Origin of the sequence: Sphingomonas cannabina (genome assembly GCF_021391395.1) — a bacterium.
GTDB classification, from domain to species: Bacteria; Pseudomonadota; Alphaproteobacteria; order Sphingomonadales; family Sphingomonadaceae; genus Sphingomonas; species Sphingomonas cannabina.
Window position 1 is genome coordinate 4,297,598 of record NZ_CP090059.1, and the last position, 23,492, is coordinate 4,321,089.

17 protein-coding genes are annotated in these 23,492 nt (G+C 67.6%); 8 read left to right on the top strand and 9 right to left on the bottom strand.

Annotated features, from left to right (window positions below):
* The first annotated feature begins 67 nt into the window (after positions 1–67).
* The 3 genes from queF (at position 68) to LZK98_RS20090 (ending at position 4,244) form a co-directional block, all read left to right on the top strand.
* Positions 68–514: a preQ(1) synthase gene (queF, locus tag LZK98_RS20080; RefSeq protein ID WP_233784276.1), complete on the top strand. Its 447-nt coding sequence runs from the start codon at positions 68–70 to the stop codon at positions 512–514.
* Positions 515–647: 133 nt separating this feature from the next.
* Positions 648–2,915, top strand: a complete 2,268-nt coding sequence (locus LZK98_RS20085; protein ID WP_233784277.1) for a glycosyltransferase family 4 protein — start codon at positions 648–650, stop codon at positions 2,913–2,915.
* 57 nt (positions 2,916–2,972) lie between these two features.
* Positions 2,973–4,244, top strand: a complete 1,272-nt coding sequence (locus LZK98_RS20090; RefSeq protein ID WP_406694234.1) for a glycoside hydrolase family 130 protein — start codon at positions 2,973–2,975, stop codon at positions 4,242–4,244.
* Here the strand turns inward: LZK98_RS20090 and LZK98_RS20095 are convergent.
* From LZK98_RS20095 to LZK98_RS20110, 4 genes are all read right to left on the bottom strand, one after another.
* A complete protein-coding gene (locus tag LZK98_RS20095) occupies positions 4,219–6,168 on the bottom strand; it encodes an OPT family oligopeptide transporter (protein ID WP_233784279.1) in 1,950 nt (649 codons plus the stop codon). The two genes, LZK98_RS20090 and LZK98_RS20095, sit on opposite strands and share 26 nt — an antisense overlap.
* A 145-nt stretch (positions 6,169–6,313) precedes the next feature.
* Positions 6,314–6,511, bottom strand: a complete 198-nt coding sequence (locus tag LZK98_RS20100) for a type II toxin-antitoxin system RelE/ParE family toxin (RefSeq protein WP_233784280.1) — start codon at positions 6,509–6,511, stop codon at positions 6,314–6,316.
* A gap of 74 nt (positions 6,512–6,585) precedes the next feature.
* Positions 6,586–6,858, bottom strand: a complete 273-nt coding sequence (locus LZK98_RS20105) for a CopG family ribbon-helix-helix protein (protein WP_233784281.1) — start codon at positions 6,856–6,858, stop codon at positions 6,586–6,588.
* A 72-nt stretch (positions 6,859–6,930) separates the two neighbouring features.
* Complete coding sequence (locus LZK98_RS20110; RefSeq protein ID WP_233784282.1) at positions 6,931–8,139, bottom strand: M20 metallopeptidase family protein; 1,209 nt, start codon at positions 8,137–8,139, stop codon at positions 6,931–6,933.
* Positions 8,140–8,482: 343 nt separating this feature from the next.
* On the opposite strand from LZK98_RS20110, the gene LZK98_RS20115 reads away from it, so the two are divergent.
* On the top strand, positions 8,483–10,768 hold the full coding sequence (locus LZK98_RS20115; protein ID WP_233784283.1) for a TonB-dependent receptor plug domain-containing protein: 2,286 nt from the start codon (positions 8,483–8,485) through the stop codon (positions 10,766–10,768).
* Positions 10,769–10,938: 170 nt separating this feature from the next.
* Here the strand turns inward: LZK98_RS20115 and LZK98_RS20120 are convergent, their stop codons facing one another.
* The 4 genes from LZK98_RS20120 to hflK all read right to left on the bottom strand — a co-directional run bounded on the left by LZK98_RS20120 (position 10,939) and on the right by hflK (position 16,271).
* Positions 10,939–12,546 carry a helicase HerA-like domain-containing protein gene (locus tag LZK98_RS20120; RefSeq protein ID WP_233784284.1) on the bottom strand — a complete coding sequence of 536 codons (1,608 nt, stop codon included), beginning with the start codon at positions 12,544–12,546 and terminating at the stop codon, positions 10,939–10,941.
* 67 nt (positions 12,547–12,613) lie between these two features.
* Complete coding sequence (locus LZK98_RS20125; RefSeq protein ID WP_233784285.1) at positions 12,614–14,134, bottom strand: Do family serine endopeptidase; 1,521 nt, start codon at positions 14,132–14,134, stop codon at positions 12,614–12,616.
* Between the two features lie 146 nt (positions 14,135–14,280).
* Positions 14,281–15,141, bottom strand: coding sequence for a protease modulator HflC (gene hflC / locus LZK98_RS20130; RefSeq protein ID WP_233784286.1), 861 nt, complete (start codon positions 15,139–15,141; stop codon positions 14,281–14,283).
* Positions 15,138–16,271 carry a protease modulator HflK gene (hflK, locus tag LZK98_RS20135; protein ID WP_233784287.1) on the bottom strand — a complete coding sequence of 378 codons (1,134 nt, stop codon included), beginning with the start codon at positions 16,269–16,271 and terminating at the stop codon, positions 15,138–15,140. Before hflK ends, hflC begins: the two co-directional genes overlap by 4 nt.
* A gap of 70 nt (positions 16,272–16,341) precedes the next feature.
* Here hflK and LZK98_RS20140 point away from each other — a divergent pair, with 70 nt between their 5' ends.
* The 4 genes from LZK98_RS20140 to LZK98_RS20155 all read left to right on the top strand — a co-directional run bounded on the left by LZK98_RS20140 (position 16,342) and on the right by LZK98_RS20155 (position 21,859).
* Positions 16,342–17,286, top strand: a complete 945-nt coding sequence (locus tag LZK98_RS20140) for an Mrp/NBP35 family ATP-binding protein (RefSeq protein ID WP_233784288.1) — start codon at positions 16,342–16,344, stop codon at positions 17,284–17,286.
* Position 17,287: 1 nt separating this feature from the next.
* Complete coding sequence (locus LZK98_RS20145; protein ID WP_233784289.1) at positions 17,288–17,716, top strand: CoA-binding protein; 429 nt, start codon at positions 17,288–17,290, stop codon at positions 17,714–17,716.
* A 260-nt stretch (positions 17,717–17,976) separates the two neighbouring features.
* Positions 17,977–20,574, top strand: coding sequence for a TonB-dependent receptor (locus LZK98_RS20150; protein WP_233784290.1), 2,598 nt, complete (start codon positions 17,977–17,979; stop codon positions 20,572–20,574).
* Between the two features lie 7 nt (positions 20,575–20,581).
* Positions 20,582–21,859, top strand: coding sequence for a glucuronyl esterase domain-containing protein (locus LZK98_RS20155; RefSeq protein ID WP_233784291.1), 1,278 nt, complete (start codon positions 20,582–20,584; stop codon positions 21,857–21,859).
* Between the two features lie 2 nt (positions 21,860–21,861).
* Here the strand turns inward: LZK98_RS20155 and LZK98_RS20160 are convergent, their stop codons facing one another.
* Positions 21,862–23,322 carry a mannitol dehydrogenase family protein gene (locus LZK98_RS20160; protein WP_233784292.1) on the bottom strand — a complete coding sequence of 487 codons (1,461 nt, stop codon included), beginning with the start codon at positions 23,320–23,322 and terminating at the stop codon, positions 21,862–21,864.
* Positions 23,323–23,492 lie beyond the last annotated feature (170 nt).

Below are 23,492 nucleotides of genomic sequence, written 5' to 3' on the forward strand. Positions count from 1 at the left end.
CGGCTCTAACGGCGGCAAGGCGGAGCGTCGAGTTTTCCTCGGGGCCCTTCCGCCCTACATGGGAGCAATGACTCCGATCCACCTTGGCCAGTCCAGCAGCCTGCCGGCCTCTCCCGAAGAGGCCGTGCTCGATTATGTCCCCAACCCGCGCGCCGGTACCCGTTATCTGGTGCGCTTCGCGGCGCCCGAGTTCACCTCGCTCTGCCCGATCACCGGCCAGCCCGACTTCGCGCATCTGGTGATCGACTATGTGCCGGATGCGACCATCGTCGAATCCAAGTCGCTCAAGCTGTTCCTCGGCAGCTTCCGCAACCACGGCGCCTTCCACGAGGACTGCACCGTCGGCATCGGCCAGCGGCTGTTCGAAGAGATGAAGCCGCATTGGCTCAGGATCGGCGGCTATTGGTATCCGCGCGGCGGCATCCCGATCGACGTGTTCTGGCAGTCGGGCTCGCCGCCCGCCGACGTGTGGGTCCCGGCGCAGGACGTCCCCGGCTACCGGGGGCGCGGCTGAGCGCGTCCGCACCACGTCTGGCGGATTCTTTATGTTGCATTGCAACAGACAAGAAACCATCTTGCTTTGCGAACGTTCTCCGAAGGTTAGGCACAGCGCTCCATAACCTGTGTTGCATTCGCGAAGGGTAGAGATGGAACAGGCGGCGACGGCGAACCGGATCGATCATATCGCGTTGGTGGGCAATTACCTGCCCCGCAAATGCGGCATCGCAACCTATACGACAGATACGTTCAAGGCGCTCAGGGACCGTTATCCGGACCTTCGCGTCGACGTCTATGCGATGGACGATCATCCCGGCCGCTACGCCTATCCGCCGGAAGTCACCGCCGCCATCCCGCAGCACGAACGCCAGGCCTATGTCGCCGCCGCGCGCACGATCGAGGCCAGCGGCGCGCAGGCGCTGTGGGTCCAGCACGAATACGGCATCTTCGGCGGCGCCGCCGGCGAGTATCTGCTGGCGCTGGTCAACCGCGTCACCATTCCCCTCATCGTCACGCTCCACACCGTGCTCGAGCAGCCGAGCCCCGACGAGCGGCGCGTGCTGGAGGCACTGCTTCGCCGCGCCGCCAAGGTGATCGTAATGGCCGAGCGCGGCCGCGAGATCCTGAAGCGCGTCTATGGCGCCAGCCCGCGCGGCATCGCGATGATCCCCCACGGCGTGCCCGACCGCCCGCTGATCGAGGCGGCGACGATGAAGGGCCGCTTCGGCTGGGACGGGCGCGCGGTGATCCTGACCTTCGGTCTGCTCGCACCCAACAAGGGGATCGAGACGATGATCGCGGCGATGCCGGCGATCGTCGCCGAGCATCCCGATGCGCTCTACGTCGTGCTCGGTGCCACTCATCCCAACCTCGTCGCGCACGAGGGCGAGGTCTATCGCGACCGGCTGAAGGGGCTCGCCGCCGAGAAGGGCGTGGCCGACAACCTTCGCTTCGTCGATGCCTTCGTCGAGAACGACGAGCTGCTCGACTATCTTCAGGCCGCCGACATCTACGTCACGCCCTATACCAACCCGGCGCAGATCACCTCGGGGACGCTGAGCTATGCAGTCGGCGTCGGCAAGGCGGTGGTATCCACACCCTACGTCCATGCCACCGAAATCCTCGCCGACGGCCATGGCGTGCTCGTCGGCTTCGACGACAGCGAGGGCTTCGCGCGCGAAATCAACGCGCTGCTCGGCAGCGAGCGCAACCGCTCGCGCCTGTCGGAGCGCGCCTATGCCCGCGGCCGCACGATGATCTGGCCGCGCCTCGCCGAGGCGGCGATGGCGGAGATCGCCGCGATCGTCGCCGCCCAGCCGCGCCGCATCGCCGGCAGTCCGCCGCTCCGCCCGCTGACGCCGGACATTTCGGCGGTCGAGCGGATGAGCGATTCGACCGGCATGCTCCAGCATTCGATCTACTCGATCCCGGACCGGCGCCACGGCTATTGCATCGACGACAATGCCCGCGCGCTGATGCTGATGTGCCGGATCGAGCCCGTGGACGAGGTGGTTCGCGACAAATGGACCAGCGTCTATGCCTCGTTCGTCCAGCACGCCTGGAACCCGGAGGTGCGCCGTTTCCGCAACTTCATGAACTTCGACCGGAGCTGGTGCGAGGATGCGGGTTCGGAGGATTCGAACGGGCGCACGTTGTGGGCGCTCGGCGTCACCGCGAGCGAGGCGCGGCTGCAGAAGCATCGCGACTGGGCGGTGGTGATGTTCGACCGCACCGGCAGCATGGCGCTCGAGCTGGAGGCGCCGCGGGCCCATGCCTTCGCCATGCTCGGCGCCGCGGCGATGCTGAAGGCGCATCCAGAGCACGCATTGGCCCGCACCATTCTCGCCCAGTTCGGCGACGAGCTGCTCCAGCTGCTCGACAGCGCCCGCCGGCCCGAATGGAAGTGGTTCGAGATCATGCTCGCCTATGACAACGCCCGGCTGCCGGAGGCGCTGATCCGTGCGGGCCTCGCGCTCGGCCGCGACGATTTCGTCCGCACCGGTCTCGAGACGCTGGAATGGATCGTCGAGCGCCAGACCTCGCCGGAGGGCCGCTTCCGCGCCGTCGGCACCGAGAGCTTCGGCCGTCCCTATGCCGATCCGCTGCCGTTCGACCAGCAGCCGCTGGAGGCGCAGGCGACGATCGACGCCTGCACCGCCGCCTATGACGCGACGCACGAGCAGCGCTGGGTCGAGGAGGCAAACCGCGCCTATCGCTGGTACCTCGGCGTCAACGACCTGGATCTGCCGCTCGCCACGGTGAGCGACGGCGGCTGCTTCGACGGCCTCCAGCCCGACGGTCTCAACCGCAACCAGGGCGCGGAGTCGATCCTGGCGCTTCAACTCGCCTCATGCGCGATTTCTGCTCTTGGAAAGCAGGCCGCACCCGTGGCAGGACCGGCGCACGCCGTCGCCTGACCCCCGGGGTCTTGCGCTCGGCACTGTCATGTGTTCCCGGGGGGCGCTTTGCTCGAGATGTTCCATCATGCGCTGAGGCTGCACGCCGATCCGTCGCGGGTGGTGGTGCGGCCGTTCCACATCGGCTGGACGTCGAACAACGGCGCGCCCAGCCGGACGGAGCGCATCGTCAGCGCGGTATTGGCGATGGACGCCAAGGAGACGCATGCCTCGCTGGAGGCGGTGCTCAAGGACTTCGAGGCGCGGCACTGGCAGACGCGGCGCGTGTTCATGACGCGCTACGACGAGATCGAGGCGCTGCTCGGGCTCGACGGCGCCGATATCGGCGACGAGAAGCGGCAGCTGATCGGTGCCTATTTCTGCCACGAATACAGCTATGCCGCCGCCGCGCTGATGAACCCGAGCGTGGTGCCGCACTACGACCAGAGCGGCATGCCCAAGGGCTCGACCCGCATCCTCATGTCGATGCGGGCGGTGGGTGAAGGCCATATCAGCTCGATCGCCTTCCGCGAGGGGATCGTCACCGACAGGAACCAGCTCAAGCTCGCGCCCGAGCCGCCCTTCGCCACCGCCGCCGACACGCCCGGCGACGAGCTCCATGTGCCGGAAGGGCCGATCACCGTCTACCGCCACCGCGACTCGACGCTGTCCGGCACGGTGATCTTCCCGATCACCGGTGCGCAGTCGAAGGGGCTGGAGGACCTGCGCCTCGTCAGGTTCACCCACGACGACGGCCGCGACGAGTGGATCGGGACCTACACCGCCTATAACGGCGAGCGCATCCAGTCGGAGCTGCTGCGCACCACCGACTTCCGCTCCTTCGACCTGGTGCCGATGTCGGGATCGGCGGCGCGCAACAAGGGCATGGCGCTGTTCCCGCGCAAGGTCGGCGGGCGCTACATGATGATCGGGCGGCAGGACGGCGAGAACGTCTATGTCATCTCCTCCGACCGCATCGACCATTGGGACGAGGGCGAGATCCTGCTGAAGCCCGAGCATCCGTGGGAGCTCGTGCAGATGGGCAATTGCGGCCCGCCGATCGAGCTCGACGAGGGCTGGCTGCTCCTGACCCACGGCGTCGGGGCGATGCGCAAATACGCGATCGGCGCCGCGCTGCTCGACAAGGACGACCCCTCCAAGGTGATCGGCCGCACCGCCGAGCCGCTGATCGCCCCCGCCGACCAGGACCGCGAGGGCTATGTTCCCAACGTGGTCTACACCTGCGGGGCGCTGAAGCACGGCGACCGCATCTTCATCCCCTATGGGATCGCGGATTCCTCGATCGGCTTCGCCTTCGTCACGATCAGCGACTTGCTCGCGCAGCTGTGAGCGTGCGCCGGTAGGCGAAGGCGATCAGCGCCGCGAATACCGGCAGCGACAGCCACACCGCCACGCCCTCGAAGTCCGCGATCAGCGCCAGCGGCGCGTCGCTGCCGGTGGCGGCGACGATGCCGGCGAACACCACGCCGAACAGGCTCTCGCCGACGATCAGCCCGGTCGCGACCAGCACGCCCATCCGCGAGAAAAAGTCGCGGCGGGGCGAATCCTTGATCGTGCGCTCCCAGAAATGCCCGATCACCGCGCCGACCGGCACCAGCAGGGTCGCCGACATCGGCAGGTAGATACCCATGCCGAACGCGAGCGGTGGCAGGCCCATCTTGCCGTTGCGGCGCAGCGCCTCGTCGATCGCGACCATCACCACGCCGAACACCGCGCCGGTGCCGATCATCCGCCAGTCGAGCGTGCCGCCGAGCACGCCCTTGGCAAGCGACGAGATCAGCGCGGCCTGCGGCGCCGGCAGCGCGTTCGGCCCGGCATTGGGCGCGCCCGAGAAGCCGAAGGCGATGTTGAGCACGTCGAGCACCGGCGGGATGACCAGGCTGCCGAAGGCGACGCCGATCACCAGCGCCACCTGCTGCTTCCACGGCGTCGCGCCGACGAGCTGGCCGGTCTTCAAGTCCTGGAGGTTGTCGTTGGAGATGGTCGCGATCGAGAAGATGATCGCGGTCGCGAACAGCGCATAGGCGACTAGCGCGTCGCCGCGCTCGGGCGTTCCGCCGTTACCGTAGACCGCCGCCAGCATCAGCGAGGCCCCGAGAATGGCGAGGATGCCGACCCCCGACACCGGCGAGTTCGACGCGCCGATCAGGCCGGCCATGTAGCCGCACACCGAGGCGATCACGACGCCGATCACCACGACATAGACGAGCGTCGCCAGGATGATCGGCACTGCATGGTCGGCGATCGGCCCGCCGGCCGCGAAGGCCCAGAGCAGATAGGCGATCGGCACGAAGGTGAGCAGGATCGCCCCGCCGACGATTCCGATCGGCAGGTCGCGCTCGGTGAGCTCGAGCACCTGGCCCTGCCCGCGCGCCTTCGCCGCCGCCATCGCCGAACGGATGCCGCCGATGATCGGCCCCAGGATCTTGAGCAGGGCCCACACCGCCGCGACGCCGATCGCGCCGGCGCCGATGAAGCGCACCTGCGTGCGGAACACCTCGCTCACCACGTCGCTGACGGGGCCGGTCAGCCCATGCCAGCTGGTCAGCAGCGGCACCAGCACCACCCAGGCGGTGATCGTCCCCGTCAGCATCGCGAAGCCGACCGACAGGCCGACGAGATGGCCAACCCCGAGCAGCGCCATCGACAGCCCGACCGAATAGCCGCTCCCGGTCGCGCCGACGCGGAAGTTGCGGGTGAGATCGCCGAGCGTGAACTTGAACTGGGTGATCAGCGAGTAGAAGGCCGAGACGAGGCTGCCGGTGACGATCGCGCGCAGCCCCTGCGCGTTCTCCGCGTCGCCGGCTTCGGTGCCGGCGCCGACCTTCAGCACCTCGGCGGCGGCGACGCCCTCGGGATAGGGCAGGTCCGATCCGGTCACCAGCGCGCGCCGCAGCGGCACCGAGAACATGACGCCGAGCACGCCGCCGGTCGCACACACCGCGACCGAGGTCCAATAGGGGAAGCCCGTCCACCAGCCGACCATGATCAGGCCCGGCAGCACGAAGATGATCGCCGCCAGCGTGCCCGCCGCGCTCGCGATCGTCTGGACGATGTTGTTCTCGAGGATGTTGTGCCCGGGCAGGAACCGCAGGATCGCCATCGAGATGACGGCGGCGGGGATCGACGTCGCGAAGGTCAGGCCGACCTTGAGTCCCAGATAGACGTTCGCCGCGGTGAACAGCAGCGTGATCAGGCCGCCGAGGATGACGCCGCGCAGCGTCAGCTCGCGAAGGGAGCCGGTCTGGGTCATGCGCGGTCCAGCCCGAAAATGTTGACTGAATTGACTCGCCTATCATGTGAGTCGAAGCGGACGAGCGCGGCCGGGGCGTCGTAATCGTGAAACGGCGTCATCCGGCCAAGGTGGCACAGATCGGGCCGCGTAGGAAAATGGTTTGTCAGTAGCCGGCTTCGCGTTGATGGCGAAAGGCGAGAAGGACCGCATCCTCCGCCGGATCGTAATGATAGAGCGCGACGTATCCGGATTCGCCGAAACCGATCACCAGTTCGCGAAGGCCGTCATGGACAGGGCGTCCGACCGTGGGGAAGCGTTCGAGAGTCTTCAGATGCTCGCCGATGACCTTGGCAGCGCGCATCGATGCCGCAGGACTGCGCTCGACGAGAAAGCGGCGACAGCGCTCGAGACCGGCCGCGCCGCCCTCGGTAACGATCAGTCGTGGCAATCAGGCACCGCCGTCTCCGCAGGCGTTCCCCAGGTTTCGAGCCAGGCCGCCACCTCGTCGCCGGTCAGATGCCGCCCCGTCTCACGATAGGCAATCCACGAAGCGAGCGCCTCTCGCTCGAAACCATCACGTGCTTCTTCGCGATCGACATATTGCCGGATCGCCTCACGCATGACCCAATGAGGACTGCGGTCGCGCGCGGCGGCAAGCTTCTGCACGCGGCCCTTCAATTCCTCATCCAGTTTGACCGACGTCGCCATTTTCTTATTCCAAGGTACTACCTGTTGATAATAAGGCCGACAACGCCATCCAGTCAATTCGGGCGTAAGGCCTCAGCCGAATCCCCCCTCCAGGAAGCGCTCGGCAAAGGCGCAGTGGAGTGCGACACCCTTCGCCATCACCGCCTCGTCGATCGTCATGCGCGTGTTGTGGAGCGGCGGGGCGGTGGCGGGATCGACGTCCTCCGCGGCGACGCCGAGGAAGGCCATCGCGCCCGGCACCTCGCGCAGCACATAGGAAAAGTCCTCGCCGCCCATGATCGGCGCCGGAACGGTGCGCCAGCCGCGGCCGCCCAGCCCCTCGGCGATGCCCTGCACCAGCTCGACCGCGCGCGGATCGTTACGCGTCACCGGATAGCCCTCGTCGATGCGCAGCTCCGCGGTGCAGCCATGTGCGGCGGCGACATGCTCGATGATGCGGCGTAGGCCCTGCTGAGCCTTCGCACGGGTGGCGTCGGAAAGAGTGCGGAGCGTCCCCTTCATCTCCACCTCGTCGGGGACGATGTTGTAGGCGGAGCCGGCGACGATCTTCGTGATCGACAGCACCGCGGGGTCGGCGACCGCGATCTGGCGCGCGACGAAGGTCGAGAGCGCGGTCACCATCTCGCAGGCGACCGGGATCGGATCGAGCCCCTCGTGCGGCATCGCCGCGTGCCCGCCCTGGCCGCGCACGGTGATGTTGAGCTGGTCGGTCGAGGCGAGCAGCGGGCCCGGGCGGCTCATCACCAGCCCGCCGGGCGCGTTCGGCCAGATGTGGAGCGCAAAGGCGGCGTCGGGCCGCGCGATGTCGAGCAGCCCGTCCTCGATCATGTGCCGCGCGCCGTGATGCCCTTCCTCGCCCGGCTGGAACATGAAGACGACGGTGCCGGGAAGCTGCTCGCGCCGCGCCGACAATGCGCGGGCGGCGCCGACCAGCATCGCCGAATGGCTGTCGTGGCCGCAGGCGTGCATCGCGTTCGGCACCTGGCTCGCGAAGTCGAGCCCGGTCTCCTCGGGCATCGGCAGCGCGTCCATGTCGCCACGCAGCAGCACGGTGCGGCCGTTGTCGGAGCCGCCGCGCAGGATGGCAATGAAGCCGGTGGTCGAGGTCGATTCGTGGATCTCGAGTGGCAGCCCCTCCAGCGCCGCACGCAGCTTGGCGGTGGTGCGCGGGCAATGGAGGCCGATCTCGGGATCGGCGTGGATCGCGCGTCGCAGCGCGACCACGTCGGCGAGCTCGGCGGCGCCGGCGGCGGTCCAATCGGTGGTCAGGGGGGCGTTCATGGGCGACTCCGGCGAAAAGGCCATCCTAGAGCGAATGGCAGGAATCTGATCAACCATTCGTCACCCCGAACTTGTTCCGGGGTCCACTGGGCGGTCGAGTACAGGTTTCACCGTTCCAGCTGCAACCCGGCGCCAGTCCTTGGAGGAGTGGATGCCGGAACAAGTCCGGCATGACGAATTATGGGGTCTGGACCCTAGATCGGTGGAGCAGCTGCACACCGTCACAGAACTGAAACCATAACGTCGCCGATACGACATCGATCCCCCCTAGCGGCGGCGGCAAGCGCACGGCCGTGGCGCTCGTCTCACGACCATCTTCATCGCCATCAGGGGGGCGACATCCATGATCGACCGGAAGACCATTCTCTGCGGCTGCGCGCTTGCCGCGCTGCTCGCGCCGATCGGCGCGGTCGCGCAGGATCAGGCCGGTGCCGAGAGTTCGACGCAGAGCGCCGGCGACACACCGCGCGCCAACGACATCATCGTCACCGGCAACATCGAGTTCCGCAACCGCACCGACGATCCCAACCCGGTGCTTTCCTACGACCTCGAATATTTCCAGAAGTTCGAGCCGGTGTCGGTCGGCGAGATGCTGAAGCGCGTGCCGGGCGTGACCTTCACCTCCGACGTGCTAGAATATGACGCGGTGCAGTTCCGCGGCCTGCCGCCGGGCTATACCCAGGTGCTGATCAACGGCCGCCGCGCTCCGGGCGGCGAGGCCGACCGCAGCTTCTTCGTCGACCGCATCCCGGCCGAGCTGGTCGAGCGCATCGAACTGGTCCGCTCGCCGACCGCCGACCAGCCGAGCGAGGGCGCCGCCGGCACGCTCAACATCATCACCAAGGAATCGACCAGCTTCGAGGGCGGGTTCCTGAAAGGCGGCGCGCTGATCAATACCAGGGACGGCGGCGTCCGTCCGTCGGGGGCGATCGCCTATGCCGGCCACATCAGCGATTCGACCGATTTCTGGGGGGCGCTCAACTATCAGAAGCGCCGCAATCCGAAGAAGAAGGTCTCTTACCGCTTCGACGACACGCCGGTAACCGACGACAAGCGCTTCCCCGACGGGCTGGACAGCAAATACGTCACCGATCCCGAGTTCAACAACTTCGAGGCACAGAGCGACACCCGCGACGGCAGCGACCTGTCGGGCAGCGGCGAGATCAGGACGCGCTTCGGCGACGGCGGGCATTTCCGCATCGGCGGCTTCTTCGTCGACACCGACCGCGACGAGGACGAGACCTCGCTCACCTGGGAGGGCGCCGACCTCGATTTCGACGGGGTCGAGACCCAGCATGAGGAGATCGACCAGCAGACCTATGCGGTCACCGCCGATGCGCTGATCCCGCTCGGCAATCTGAAGCTCGGCATCGCGGGCGCGTGGAACGCCTACCGCGACCACACCGTCGCCTCGACCTTCAAGGGCGACGAGGAGGATCTGAGCGATCTCGAGGCGGACGAGGTCGAGACGACCCGGATCAAGGACGACGAATATACCGGCACGCTGTTCCTGCGCTACGGCGACGGCGGTCCGTTCAAGGTCAAGGCAGGCATCGACCTGCTCAGCAAGACCCGCAACGGCTTCAATTCGGTGCTGAAGGTCGAGGACGACGAGACCGAGGTCGATCCGGCGGCGAACTTCAAGATCAGGGAGAAGCGCTACGACCCGTACCTGCGCCTCACCTTCGAGCCGGCGAGCGCGCTCACGGTCGACGCGGGCCTGCGTTACGAGATCACCGACCGCAAGACGACCGGTGCCGAGGGCACCGCCAAGTACAATGCCGACCTGCTCAATCCGTCGCTGCATATCCGCTATGCGCCGACGTCGCGCGACCAGTTCCGCGCCTCGGTCGCGCGGACGGTGCGGCGGCCCAACTACGACATGATCTCACCCTATGTGCAGGAAGAGAGCCCGGGCGACGACGACAACACGATCGGCAATCCGTCGCTGCGCAACGAGCAGGCCTGGGGCGTGGACGTCGGCTATGAGCGGCGGCTGGGCGCCAAGGGCATCCTGGGCGTCAACGTCTTCTATCGCGACATCAAGGACCTGATCGAGCTGGTGGCGTTCGAGAACAGCGACGCCGGCGGCCAGAACTTCCGGCCGCAGAACATCGGCGACGGGCAGACCTGGGGCGTCGAGGTCGACTTCTCGACTCCGGTCAAGCTGTTCGGCTTCGGCGAGACCGGCCTGTTCGCCAACTACACCTATCTCGACAGCAAGACGACGGACCCGTTCACCGGCGAGGAGCGGCGCTTCAACAACCAGCCGCACCATATCTACAACGTCGGCTTCATCCAGAACGTCGATCCGGCGGACGTGAGCTTCGGCGCGACCATCTCGGGCCGCAGCCGGGCGACCGAGTCGAACTTCGACGAGACGGTCAGCCTGCGCTACGATCCCGACCTGGAGGCGTTCGTCGAGAAGCGGATCGGCAAACATTTCGTGCTGCGCGCCTCGGTGCAGAACCTGCTCGACCGCGTGAAGTACGAGGATTTCCGCAAGTACGACGGCGACTCGTATGAGGAGATTCTGAAGGCACGCGCCGACGGCGATCTCGACGAATATGAGATCGAGCGCGAGCATTCCGGCCCGCTGGTCCAGCTCACGCTGCGCGCGGCGTTCTGATCTTTTGCAACCACGGGCTCCCACGAAGGTGAGAGCCCGTGGCCTGTCTTGTTCGGATTGAAGTAGTGCTCCTGCGAAGGCAGGAGCTCAGGCGGCAAGCGACACCGCGCCGATCCAAGGCTCCTGCCTTCAGGAGCACGTGGGTGCTCAATAGCGGCCAGTGGACCGGACTACCTCCGGAATAACCCGCCCAGCACCCCCCGCACCAACCCGCCCACGATGCTGCCCGCCGCGCCGCCGCGGCGGGAGCCGCCGAAGATCGCCTTGGTCACCTCGTTGGCGACGGCACGCCCGGCGGCGGAGCTGGCCGAGCGGGTCGCGGAGGTGATCGCCTTGTTCCACGGGTTGTTCGCCGCCTCGCGCTCGGCGGCGATGCGGGCGCGTTCGGCTTCCTTGGCCGCGGCCGCCTCCTCCTTCGCCTTGAGCGCGGCCGCCTTCTCCGCCTCGTCCTGCGCCTTGGCGGCGGCGGCCGCGGCGGCGGCCTCGTTGGCCTTGGCGGCGAGGATCTCCTCGGCCGATTCGCGGTCGACCGCGGTGTCGTACTTGGCGCCGATCGCGTCGGTCTGGATCAGCACGCCGCGCTCGACCGGGGTGACCGGGCCGACGCGCGAGTACGGCGGCTTGATCAGCGTGCGCTCGACCGGCGAGGGCGCGCCATCGGGCTGGAGCAGCGACACCAAAGCCTCGCCGACCGCGAGCTCGGTGATCGCGGTGGCGACGTCGACGCCGGGATTGGCGCGGAACGTCTCGGCCGCGGACTTGACCGCCTGCTGATCCTTGGGGGTGAAGGCGTTGAGCTTGTGCTGGATGCGGTTGTTGAGCTGCGCCGCGACCGTGTCGGGGATGTCGATCGGGTTCTGGGTGATGAAATAGACGCCGACGCCCTTCGAGCGGATCAGGCGAACGACCTGCTCGACCTTCTCGAGCAGCGCCTTGGGCGTGTCGTTGAACAGCAGATGCGCCTCGTCGAAGAAGAAGACGAGCTTGGGCTTGTCGGGGTCGCCGACCTCGGGAAGCGTCTCGAACAGCTCGGACAGCAGCCACAGCAGGAAGGTCGAATAGAGCTTGGGGCTCGCCATCAGCTTGTCGGCGGCGAGGATGTTGACGATGCCACGGCCCTTGTCGTCGGTCGCGATGAAGTCCTCGATCGCCAGCGCCGGCTCGCCGAAGAAATGGTCGCCGCCCTGGGCACGCAACTGGAGCAGCGAGCGCTGGATCGCGCCGACCGACTGTTTCGAGACGTTGCCGTAGGTGGTGGTGAGCTCCTCGGCGCGTTCGGCGCAATGGGTGAGCATCGACTGGAGATCGTCGAGGTCGAGCAGCAGCAGCCCGTCCTTGTCGGCGACGTGGAAGGCGATGGTCAGCACGCCTTCCTGCACCTCGTTGAGGTCCATGAGGCGCGCGAGCAGCAGCGGGCCCATCTCGCTGACGGTGGTGCGGATCGGATGGCCCTGCTCGCCGAACAGGTCCCAGAACTGCACCGGATTGTCGGCATAGGCCCAGTCGGTCAGCCCGATCTGCTTGGCGCGCGCGGCGAAGGCCTCATGCGTCTTGGCGGTGGCGGCGCCCGCCATGGCGAGGCCGGAGAGGTCGCCCTTCACGTCCGCGACGAAGCTCGGTACGCCGTTCGCCGAGAAGCCCTCGACGATGCCCTGCAGCGTCACCGTCTTGCCGGTGCCGGTCGCGCCGGCGATCAGGCCGTGACGATTGGCACGCTTGAGCTGGAGCTCCTGCCGGACGCCGGCGGCGCTGGAACCGATGTAGATCGAGTCGGACATGAAAAATCCCTCCCGGGTTGCCCCGGGAGGGATAGCGCGAATGCGCGGTTTTCCAAGCCTGTCGCGGTTATTTCAACCGAACGGCGATGAAGCCGCCGTTGCCGCGCGCCCGCTGGATATAGAGCAGCACCTGGTCGCGCCCGGCCGACTTGGCGGCGTTCACCGCGCTGTTGAACTCGGCGAGGCTCGTCACCGGCGTGCGGTTGACCGAGACGATCACGTCGCCGCGGCGCAGCCCCTTGTTGGCGGCGTCGCTCGAGGGATCGGCGGAGACGATCACCACGCCGCGCGTGGCTGGATCGACGCCAACCTGGCGGGCGATCTGCGGCGTCAGCGGCGTGAGCTGTAGCCCCAGGCTGTTGGGCGTGGTGGCGGAGCCGCCATTGTCGTCCGGCAGCCCGTCGTTGTCGTCGTCATTGTCCTGGCTGAAACCGGTGAGCTGATCCTCCGGCGGACGCGTGCCGACGGTCACGTTGACCGTCACCGGCTTGCCGTCACGCATCACCGACAGCGGTACGCGGGTGCCCGGCGTCTGGCTGGCGATCAGATAGCTCAGCGTCTGATCGGGCGTGACCTCCTTGCCGCCGACGGCGACGACGACGTCGCCCTGCTTGAGGCCGGCCTTGTCGCCCGGCTCGCCCGGCTCGATGCGGCTGACGATCTCGCCGCGGTTCTTCGGCAGACCCAGCGCCGCGGCAATATCGTCTGTGACCGGCTGGATGCCGACACCAAGATAGCCGCGCTGAACCGTCTTGCCCTTGAGCAGCGTGTCGATCACCGGCCGCGCCTCTTCGGCAGGAATCGCGAAGCCGATGCCGACGTTGCCGCCGGTCGGCGACAGGATCTGCGAGTTGATGCCGATGACGTTGCCGTTGAGGTCGAACATCGGGCCGCCCGAATTGCCCTGGTTGATCGAGGCATCGGTCTGGATGAAGCGGTCGAGCGGACCGCTGCCGACGCGGTGGACCGCGGAGATGATCCCCGCCGTCACCGTCGAACCGAGCCCGAACGGCTGGCCGATCGCGACCACCCAGTCGCCGACGCGCGCGGCGGTCGAATCGCCCCATTTCACGAACGGCAGGTTGGTGCCCTCGATCTTGAGCAGCGCGAGGTCCGACGCCTGGTCGCGCCCGATCAGCCGCGCCTTGAACTCGCGGCGGTCGGTGAGGGTGACGGTGATGCTGTCGACCACGGCATTGCGCGAGCCGGGCGAGATCACATGGCTGTTGGTGACGATATAGCCGTCGGGAGAGATGATGAAGCCCGATCCCAGCGACGTCGCGTCACGCGTTACCGGACGTCCGCCGCCCTGCTGGCCGAAGCCGAACAGGTCGCCGAACGGCGTCCCCGCGAAGGGATTGGTCTGGTTGACGGTCACGCGCTGCTGGGTCGAGATGTTGACCACGGCGGGCTGCAGCTTCGCCACCATGTCGGCGAAGCTCATCGGCGCACCGGCCTTGGGCGCGGTCGCCTGGATCGTGCCAGGCTCGTTCTGGGCGGTCTGCGCGCCCGCGGGCGGCTGGAGCGTCGCCGAGACGGCGGCCCCGCCAAGAAGGAGCGCTGCGGTGAGAGCGTAGGCGTAACGCACGTTAGGGTCTTCCTCTCGAGCTCGAAATGGACTGGAGCGACGCGGGTCTAATGACGACTACAATGCTGAACGCTCACTGAAGATGAACGGTTCGACAGCAGATGACGCCTTTTTCATGCCCAACTTGGTGATGCCCTCGTTTCGAATCAACGCCCCTGGAACTCGCGCAGATAGCCGTTCTGCGGGCTCAGGATGATCGAGGTGCCGCCGCGCCCCTGGTCGGAGCCGCCGTCGGCGCCGAAGGTATAGCGGTACGACTGCATGGCCCGATAGAAGTCGTAGAACTGCGCGTCCTTGCCGAAGGCGTCCGCATAGATTTTCGCCGCCTGCGCTTCGGCGTCCGCCCGGACGATCTGGGCGTTGCGCTGACCCTGGGCGCGGATGGTGAGCGCCTGCTGCTGCCGGGCCGTCCGCATCCGCTCGAGCGCGCTTTCCAGCGGCGTGCCGTCGGGCAGGTCGGCATGTTTTATGCGCACGTCGACGATCTGGACGCCGTACTGGCTGGCATAGTTCTGCAGGCGCTTCTGGATATTGTCCATCACCTGGCCGCGTTCGGGCGACAGCAGCACCGCGAAGTCGACCTTGCCGAGCTCGGCCCGAAGCGCCGAGCTGAACAGCGGCTGCAGCGCCGAGGTGACGCCGTCGACGCTGCGCGCGGTCACCACCATGCGGAGCGGATCGATCACGCGGAAACGGGCATAGGCGTCGACCTGAAGCCGCAGCTGGTCGGTCGACAGCACCGGCTGGTTGTCGAGGTCGACGTCGAGCACGCGCTTGTCGACCCAGACGATGCGGTCGATGAACGGGATGCGCGCGATCAGGCCCGCGCCGGTGCGGCCGAACTCCTCGCCCTGCCGCCACGCGTTGACGGTGCGCACCGGCACCTCGAAGCGCAGGATCACCGCCTGGCGCGTCTCGGGCACGATGGTGAAGGTGCTGGCGAGCAGGATCAGCGCCGCGAGCAGCAGGATGCCGAACGTCATCGGCCTGCGCAGGACGCCATTCATTGGGCGCCTCCCTGCTGCACGGCGGGCGGCGTCTGCGCGTCCGGGATCGTGCGCCGCGCCTCGGGCAGCGGCAGATAGGGGGTGACGCCGGGGGCCTCGACGATCGTCTTGTTCGACTTGGCCAGCACCGCCTCCATCGTCTCGTAATACAGGCGCCGCTTGGTGACGTCTGGTGACAGCTTGTATTGCTCGTAGATCTTGTCGAACTGCGCCGCCTCGCCCTGCGCGCGCGCGATCACCTGCTGAGCATAGGCGCGCGCGTTGTTGAGGTTCGACTGCGCCTCCTGCTGCGCGGCCGACACCGCCTTGAAATCGTCGTTGACCGCATTGGGCGGATCGGCCTTGCTGATCGCCACGCCCTGGATGCGGACGCCCGAGTTATACTCGTCGAGCGTCTCCTGCATCAGCTGCTGCACGCGCGCCTCGATCACGGTACGGCCGCGGCCGAGCGCCTGGTCGAGATCGACGTCGGCGACCACCGCGCGCATCACGCTTTCCGCCGTCGCGCGCACCGTCTCCTTGGGATCGCGAATCTGGAAGACATAATCCTGCGGATTGCCGATGTTCCAGCGCACCTGATAGGCGAGGTTGATGATGTTCTGGTCGCCCGTCAGCATCAGATTCTCTTCGCTCGAGCTGGTCGGGAAGGTCTCCTCACGGATGTTCTGGACGTCGATCTTCTCGACGTTGTTGAACGGCGACGGCAGCGTCAGGTGGATGCCGGGCTCGAGCACGCCGGCATAGCGGCCGAAGAAGGTGACGACGCCGCGCTCCTGCGGTGCGATCTGCCAGATGCTGGTGAACAGCACCCACAGCGCGACGATCAGCCCGACGCCGATCAGCCACAGGCTGCGCCCCGAGACGCCGCCGGGCAGGCCGGGACCGCCACCACCGCCGCGCGCACGCTTCAGGAACTCATCGAGCGAGCTGACCGATCCGGGGCGCGAGCGCCGGCCCTCGGGCGGAAAGGACCAGGGATTGCGCGGACCGCCGCCACCGCCCTTGCCCGAATCGTCGCCGCCCTTGCCTGAATCATCGCCGCCGCCCGTGGGCTTGCCGCCCCAGGGGCTTTTCGGCGGCTCGTTGCGAAGGATGTGGCCGCGCGCGCGCCATCCCGAAAGAATGTTCATGGAGGCCTTTATAGGACCGGAGACGCGGAAAAACAGTGGCAGTGCGCGAACGGCACCCTAAGTGGCACGGATGGCCGACCCCGAACTCACCAATCTGCCGCCCCGCGTCACCGGTCGCGTGAAGGATGGGCGCGCGACCTTGATGGTCGACGTGACCGGGCTCGATACCGCCGCAGCCGCGCTGCTCGAGGCCGAGGCGCGCGCCGCCGCGGAGGCGCAGGGCCTCACCGATGCGCGCGTGCTGCGCACCAGCGAGCGCCGCCCGCGGCGGCTGATTGCGGTGGCGAGCGGCAAGGGCGGGGTCGGCAAGTCGACCGTATCGGCGAATCTGGCAGTGGCGCTGCGGGCGCTGGGCCGCGATGCGGGGCTGGTCGACGGCGACATCTACGGTCCCTCGCAGCCTCGCCTGCTCGGCGCCGAGGGGATGCAGCCCGACGCGCGCGACAAGAAGATGATCCCCGTGACGACGCCCGCGGGCGTGCCGCTACTGTCGATGGGGATGCTGGTGCAGTCGGGCCAGGCGCTGGCATGGCGCGGGCCGATGGCATCGAGCGCGCTCGGCCAGCTGATCGATGCTCATTGGGGCGAGGCCGATCCGCTGATCCTCGACCTGCCGCCGGGCACCGGCGACGTCCAGATCACCATGGTGCAGAAGCACAAGCCCGCGGGCGCGGTGATCGTCTCGACCCCGCAGGACCTGGCGCTGATCGACGCGGCGCGCGCGATCGACCTGTTCAACAAGGCCGGCGTGCCGATCATCGGCCTGGTCGAGAACATGGCCGGCTACGCCTGCCCGCATTGCGGCGAGATCTCCGATCCGTTCGGCCACGGCGGCGCCGAGGCGGAGGCGAAGCGGCTCGGGATCGATTTCCTCGGCCGCATTCCGCTCAGCATCGCCGTGCGGCGCGATTCGGATGCCGGGCGCCCGCCGGCCGCCGGGAACGGGCCGGAGGCGGCGGCGTTCGAGGGGCTGGCGGAACGGCTCGACACCTGGCTCCGCGAACACGGAGGATGACATGCCGCTGACCCGCGACGAGGATATCAAGGCCCTGCTGGAGGGCGCGCGCGTGATCGCGCTGGTCGGCGCCTCCGACCGGCCCGACCGGCCGAGCTATGGCGTGATGAAGCGGCTGCAGGACCACGGCTATCGCGTGATCCCGATCAACCCGCAGATCACCGGCGAGCACATCCACGGCGAGTTCGTGTTCCGCGAGCTCGCGCAGATCGGCGAGCCGATCGACATCGTCGACATCTTCCGCCGTCCTCAGGCCGCCGGCGAAGCGGTTGACGAGGCGATCCAAGTCGGGGCGAAGGCGGTGTGGATGCAGCTCGGGGTCATCAACCATGAGGCGGCGGCACGCGCGGAGGCAGCGGGACTCAAGGTGGTGATGGACCGTTGTCCCGCGATCGAGATCCCGCGGTTGGGCGTGGCGCCGGTTCGCTAGAAGCCATTCCGATGAACTTAGTCGTGCTCCTGCGAAGGCAAGGAGCCCTGGATCGCGGGCGTGTTGCTTGCGGCCAGATTTCCTGCCTTCGCAGGAGCATTGGGCACTGTGATCTTCGACGGCCCATTTCCCTCTGCTCGATCAGAAACTGACTTTTGCCCATAAAATTCGCTTGACTGAAATATCATGCTGCCGGATTGATATCGAGGCTCATAGGCACACATCAGACGCGCCGGGGCCGTTGGCGAGAGGACCCGGCTATGGTTTCCAGGATTTCCTTGCTGGCGTCGGCGGCGCTGGCCGCGCTCGCGGCGACATCGGCGAACGCACAGGTTGCCGCGAGCGGCGCGGGCGGCGGCGCTGATCCGCAGACCGAAGCGGACATCGTCGTCACCGGCCTGCGCGCGACGCTCGCCAATGCGGCGAACATCAAGCGCGATTCGAACCAGATCCAGGATTCGATCGTCGCCGAGGACATCGGCAAGCTGCCCGACACCAACATCGCCGAGACGCTGCAACGCATCCCCGGCGTCCAGATCGCGCGCAACTCGCGCGGCGAGGGCAACGGCTATGTGGTGCACGGCCTCAAGCAGGTGATGACCACGATCAACGGCCGCCAGCTGTTCACCAACACCGGCCGCACCGCGACCTTGCTCGACTTCTCGTCGGACATCCTGTCGGGCCTCGATGTCTACAAGACCGCCACCGCCGACCAGATCGAGGGCGGGCTCGGCGGCCTCATCAACATCCGCACCGCCCGTCCGTTCGACTTCAAAGGCTTCCATTTCGCGCTCACCGGATCGGCGGCCTATAGCGACTTCCAGGACAAGGCGTCGCCGCGCGTCTCCGGCGTGGTCAGCGACCGCTTCGATAGCGGCATCGGCGAGATCGGCGTGCTGGTCGGCGGCCAGTACGAGCGTTTCTACTCGGCGGGTTACCAGGTCTCGACCAACGTCTACGGCAACACCAACAACCTCTACGATCGCGACGGCGACGGCGTTTTCCCGAACGACAGCGGCGATGCGGTGACGGTGCCGACCCAGTTCCGCCCGCGCTACGAGACCGGCAATCGCGTCCGCTCGACGATGTACGCGGCGCTGCAGTGGCAGCCCTCGCCCGAGCTCGAGATCCACGCGGACGCGATGCGCAGCCATTCGGGCGGGCACAGCTTCACTCAGCAGCTCTCCATCCAGATAGACGGCGCGACGCGCGGCGTGCCCGGGAGCTTCGTCTACAAGGACGCGCCGAACGGCAACGTCCCCGACAGCTTCGGGCTGACCAACGCACTGGTGCGCTCGGTCACCGGCGCGTCGGACAATCCCTACGACACCACCAGCCTGGGGCTCGGCTTCAACTGGAAGAGCGGGCGCTTCTCGCTGGCCGGCGAGGCGGCATATATTGATAGCTCGGGGCCATTCTATTCCCGCAGCATCGCGATCCAGACGCGCGCGCCGGGGGCGACGGTCGATCTCTCGGGAGCGACCCCGGACGCGTCGGTGAGCGGCGTCGACGTCGCCAATCCCGCGAGCTATGCGGCGACGGCCACCTATTCGGACCTCGGCCAGCAGAGCCTCGGCCGCGAGCCGTCGTTCCGCCTCGACGCCAAGTACGAGTTCGCCAACAGCCCGCTGACCGCGCTGCTGGTCGGCGGCCGCTGGGCGCGGCACCGGGCGGTCAACGACGTCTACAGCGTCAGCTCGACGGTGACACTGACTCAGCCGCTCGCCAACGTCGGCGAGTTGACGCCGGGCAATCTGTTCACCGACCAGAACGCCTCGATCAACCAGTGGCTGGCGATCGCCTCCCCCTTCATCAAGGATGCGACGCGCACGCGCGTGCTGGCGGGCATCTCGATCGACGATCCGGTCTATCCACTCGGCAACCACTTCAACTATCTGGAGACGGTCTGGGCCGGCTATGCCCAGGCGCAGTTCGGCTTCGACCTGGGCGTGCCGATCGACGGCAATGTCGGCATCCGCTACGTCAGCACCAAGAACCACCAGCGCGTGTTCGACGCGGCGGGGCAGCCGGTCGAGGGCAGTGCCACCTACGACAATTGGCTGCCGAGCGTGAACGTGCGCGCCAAGTTCACCGACAACCTGTTCCTGCGCCTCGCCTATTCCAAGGCGATCACCCGGCCCGATTTCGGCAACCTGTCGCCGGCGCTGGTGCTCAACGCGGTCAACTTCACCGGCAGCGGCGGCAATCCCAATCTGCAGCCGACCAAGGCCGACCAGTATGACGCCAGCCTCGAATATTATTTCGGCAAGTCCAACTATGCCGCGGTCGCGCTGTTCCAGAAGGACGTCACCGGCTTCATCCAAAAATTCTCGGTGACCGAGACGATCGACGGCCAGGATTATCAGATCAGCCGCCCACGCAACACCGGATCGGGCACGATCAAGGGATTCGAGCTCACCTACCAGCAGTTCCTCGACTTCCTGCCCGGTCTGCTGAGCGGCCTCGGCTTCCAAGGCAACTACACCTATGTCGACAGCAAGCTGCCCGTCGTCGGCCAGACCGTGACGGTGCCGGCGGACCTTTTGTCCAAGCATAGCTTCAACCTGACCGGCATCTACGAGAAAGGACCGCTGTCGCTCCACGTCTCGTACAACCGGCGATCGAAGAGCGTGCAGACCAACTTCGCCGACACGGCCGGACGGACGCTGTGGAACGCGCCGCAGGAATCGCTCGATTTCTCCGCGACCTACGCGTTCGACGAGCATTTTTCGATCAAGTTCGATGCGGTGAACCTGTCGTCGGCCTATCAGGTGCAATATTATGGCACGCCCGACCTTCCGACGCTGTCGAACCAGCTCGACCGCACCTATCAGCTCGGGTTCCACGTCAATTTCTGAAAAGGGGGTGGGCCGGAAGCGGCGACGTTTCCGGCCTTTACTTACGGCGGCGGCGGGGCTGCTCGCCGCGGCGCCGGTGGCCGCGCAGCTCGACGGGAACTTCGACGAGGCAAAGGTCCCCGCCTATACCCTGCCCGATCCGCTGACGGCGACGGACGGCACGCGCATCACCAGTGCCCGGCAATGGTGGAAGCAGCGCCGGCCCGAGCTCGTCCGCCTGTTCGAGACCAATATCTACGGCATCGCCCCACCGCCGCCGCGCCACATGCGCTTCGTCGTCACCGACCTCGATCGCGCAGCGCTGGGCGGTCTCGCGGTGCGCAAGCAGGTGAGCATCTATCTCGACAGCGCCGCCGGGCCACGGATGGCGGTGCTGCTCTACCTTCCTGCCCGCGCGAATAAGCCTGTACCGGTCTTCGTCGGGCCGAACTTCCACGGCAACCAGGCCGTCCATCCCGACCCGGCGATCGCGATCACGCCGAGCTGGGTCGTGCCTGCCGAGGGCGTCGTCAAAGGGCGGGCGACGGAACGCTCACGCGGCATCGACGCCGCGCAATGGCCGATCGAGGAGATCGTCAAGGCCGGCTACGGTGTCGCCACCTACTTCACCGGCGATCTCTACCCCGACGGCGACGGCAAGTTCGCCGAAAGCATCCAGCCCTATTATCGCACCACCGCCTCGACGCCCGACCGCTGGGGCGCGATCGCGACCTGGGCCTGGGGCCTCAGCCGCGTCTACGACTATCTCGCCACCGACCACGACGTCGACGCCGGGTGCGTGATCGTGTTCGGCCACTCGCGGTACGGCAAGGCGGCGCTATGGGCGGGCGCGCGCGACACCCGCTTCGCCGCCGTCATCTCGAACGATTCCGGCGAGGGAGGCGCCGCGCTCTACCGGCGACGGTTCGGCGAGACGATCCGGGTGATGAACGACTATTGGTTCGCGCCGACCTACAAGACCTATGCGGATCGCGAGGCCGGGCTGCCGGTCGACGCGCACGAGCTGATCGCGCTGGTGGCGCCGCGGCCCGTCTATGTCGCCAGCGCCAGCCTCGATCTCTGGTCCGATCCCAGGGGCGAGTTCCTCGCGGCCAAGGCGGCCGAGCCGGTTTACCGGCTGCTCGGCGCCGAAGGGCTCGCGACCGATGCAATGCCACCGCCGGACCAGCCGGTGCTGTCGCGCATTGCCTATCATCTGCGCGCGGGGCCGCACGACATCACGCGCTGGGACTGGGCCAACTACATCCGCTTCGCCGACCGCTACCTGCCGGCGAAGCGACGCTGAGCTCAGGCGAGCACCGCCAGCGCTCCGGTGGATTCGAGACGCTCGAGATGGCGGGTCAGCGTCGACCGGACCAGCTCATCCGCGGCGAGCGCGGGCGGGAAGATCGCATCGATCGCCAGCAGCGCCGCAACGCGCTCCGCCGCCGAGCCGCAGCCCGCAAGCGCCGCCGCGGTCCTGGCCGCAAGGGGGTCGTCGACCGTGAAGGTCGCCCCGGCATCGTCGACGCCGCCCTGCCAGCGCATCCAGGCCGCCACCGCCAGCGCCAGCGTCTCCACCTCCAATCCCGCCGCGCGCCGTGCCGCGATCGTCGCGAGCAGGCGCTGCGGCAGCTTCTGCGAGCCGTCCATCGCGATCTGGCGCGTGCGGTGCTGCAGCGCGCTGTTGGAGAAGCGCGTCATCAGCTCACCGCGATAGGCGGCGATATCCAGCCCGGCGGGCGGATCGAGCGTCGTCTGCGCCTCGTCCCACAGCCGTTCGACGAAGCGCCGGCCTTCCGGCCGCGCGACGAACTGGTGGACGAACTCGATGCCGGCGAGCCCGCCCAGATAGGCGATCCCGGAATGCGCGCCGTTGAGCAGCCGGAGCTTCGCCTCCTCCCACGGCGCGACGTCGCCGGTGAGCTGGACGCCGAAGCGCGCGAAATCGGGGCGTTCGGAGGCAAAGCTGTCCTCGATCACCCACTGGCTGAAGGGCTCGGCCTTGACCATCGCCTGGTCCTCGACGCCGAGCTGGATGGCGAGCGCGGCGATATCGTCGGGCGTGGTCGCCGGCACGATGCGGTCGACCATCGTCTGCGGGAAGGCTCCGTGCCGGTCGATCCATTCCGCCAGGGCCGGGTCGTGCCGCTCGGCCATCGTCAGCACCGCCTGGCGCAGCCGCCGGCCGTTGTGCGGCAGGTTGTCGCAGCTGATCGCGGTGAACGGCGGCAGGCCTGCCTCGCGGCGGCGGGCGAGGCCGGCGACGAGGAAGCCGGGTGCGGTACGCGGCGCCGCCAGGCTGGCGAGATCGCTCGCGACGTCCTCCTCCTGCTCGAGCAGTGCGCCGGTCGCCGGGTCGAGGCGATAGCCCTTCTCGGTCACGGTCAGCGTGACGATGTGGACGTCCGGGCTGGCCAGCGCTTCGACCACTGCGACCGGGCTCTCGGGCGCGACCAGCACGTCCTGCGTCGCGCCGATGATCCGCACGCGCTGTTCGTCGCCCTGGCGGACCACCAGGCTGTAGAGCCCGTCCTGCGGCACCATCTGGTCGCGCACGCCCGGCGAGCGCAGCGACACGCCGAGGATGCCCCAGCGCAGATCGCCGTCCGCCAGCGCCGCGTCGAACACCGCCGCCTGATGCGCGCGGTGAAACGCGCCGATGCCGAGATGCACCACGCCGGCGCGAACCGCTTCGCGATCGTAGGGAGGAGGCGTCACCGCCGCAGGCAGGCTGGACAGATTGGACAGGGAAAGCCGGTCGGTCATGATCATCCTAGTTGGCCGGGGCGGGAGGTGAACCGCTGCCAGCGGTCGATTGCGGACGCAAGCTCAAGCAGGCGGACGACCTTCTAATCCGAACCCTTGCGGCGGCGAAAGAGATATCTCATAACTTTATTGATATCTTAATAGCAGATCGGACGCCGCCGTCCGGGAGA

Bases quoted from the DNA above. Each gene is read 5' to 3' on its own strand.
- LZK98_RS20110 (WP_233784282.1), bottom strand. From the start codon at position 8,139: ATGAACGCCCCCCTGACCACCGATTGGACCGCCGCCGGCGCCGCCGAG.
- LZK98_RS20150 (WP_233784290.1), top strand. From the start codon at position 17,977: ATGGTTTCCAGGATTTCCTTGCTGGCGTCGGCGGCGCTGGCCGCGCTC.
- LZK98_RS20100 (WP_233784280.1), bottom strand. From the start codon at position 6,511: ATGCGCGCTGCCAAGGTCATCGGCGAGCATCTGAAGACTCTCGAACGC.
- LZK98_RS20105 (WP_233784281.1), bottom strand. From the start codon at position 6,858: ATGGCGACGTCGGTCAAACTGGATGAGGAATTGAAGGGCCGCGTGCAG.
- LZK98_RS20145 (WP_233784289.1), top strand. From the start codon at position 17,288: ATGCCGCTGACCCGCGACGAGGATATCAAGGCCCTGCTGGAGGGCGCG.
- LZK98_RS20095 (WP_233784279.1), bottom strand. From the start codon at position 6,168: ATGACCCAGACCGGCTCCCTTCGCGAGCTGACGCTGCGCGGCGTCATC.
- LZK98_RS20140 (WP_233784288.1), top strand. From the start codon at position 16,342: ATGGCCGACCCCGAACTCACCAATCTGCCGCCCCGCGTCACCGGTCGC.
- queF (WP_233784276.1), top strand. From the start codon at position 68: ATGACTCCGATCCACCTTGGCCAGTCCAGCAGCCTGCCGGCCTCTCCC.
- hflK (WP_233784287.1), bottom strand. From the start codon at position 16,271: ATGAACATTCTTTCGGGATGGCGCGCGCGCGGCCACATCCTTCGCAAC.
- LZK98_RS20120 (WP_233784284.1), bottom strand. From the start codon at position 12,546: ATGTCCGACTCGATCTACATCGGTTCCAGCGCCGCCGGCGTCCGGCAG.
- LZK98_RS20160 (WP_233784292.1), bottom strand. From the start codon at position 23,322: ATGACCGACCGGCTTTCCCTGTCCAATCTGTCCAGCCTGCCTGCGGCG.
- LZK98_RS20085 (WP_233784277.1), top strand. From the start codon at position 648: ATGGAACAGGCGGCGACGGCGAACCGGATCGATCATATCGCGTTGGTG.
- LZK98_RS20115 (WP_233784283.1), top strand. From the start codon at position 8,483: ATGATCGACCGGAAGACCATTCTCTGCGGCTGCGCGCTTGCCGCGCTG.
- LZK98_RS20090 (WP_406694234.1), top strand. From the start codon at position 2,973: ATGTTCCATCATGCGCTGAGGCTGCACGCCGATCCGTCGCGGGTGGTG.
- hflC (WP_233784286.1), bottom strand. From the start codon at position 15,141: ATGAATGGCGTCCTGCGCAGGCCGATGACGTTCGGCATCCTGCTGCTC.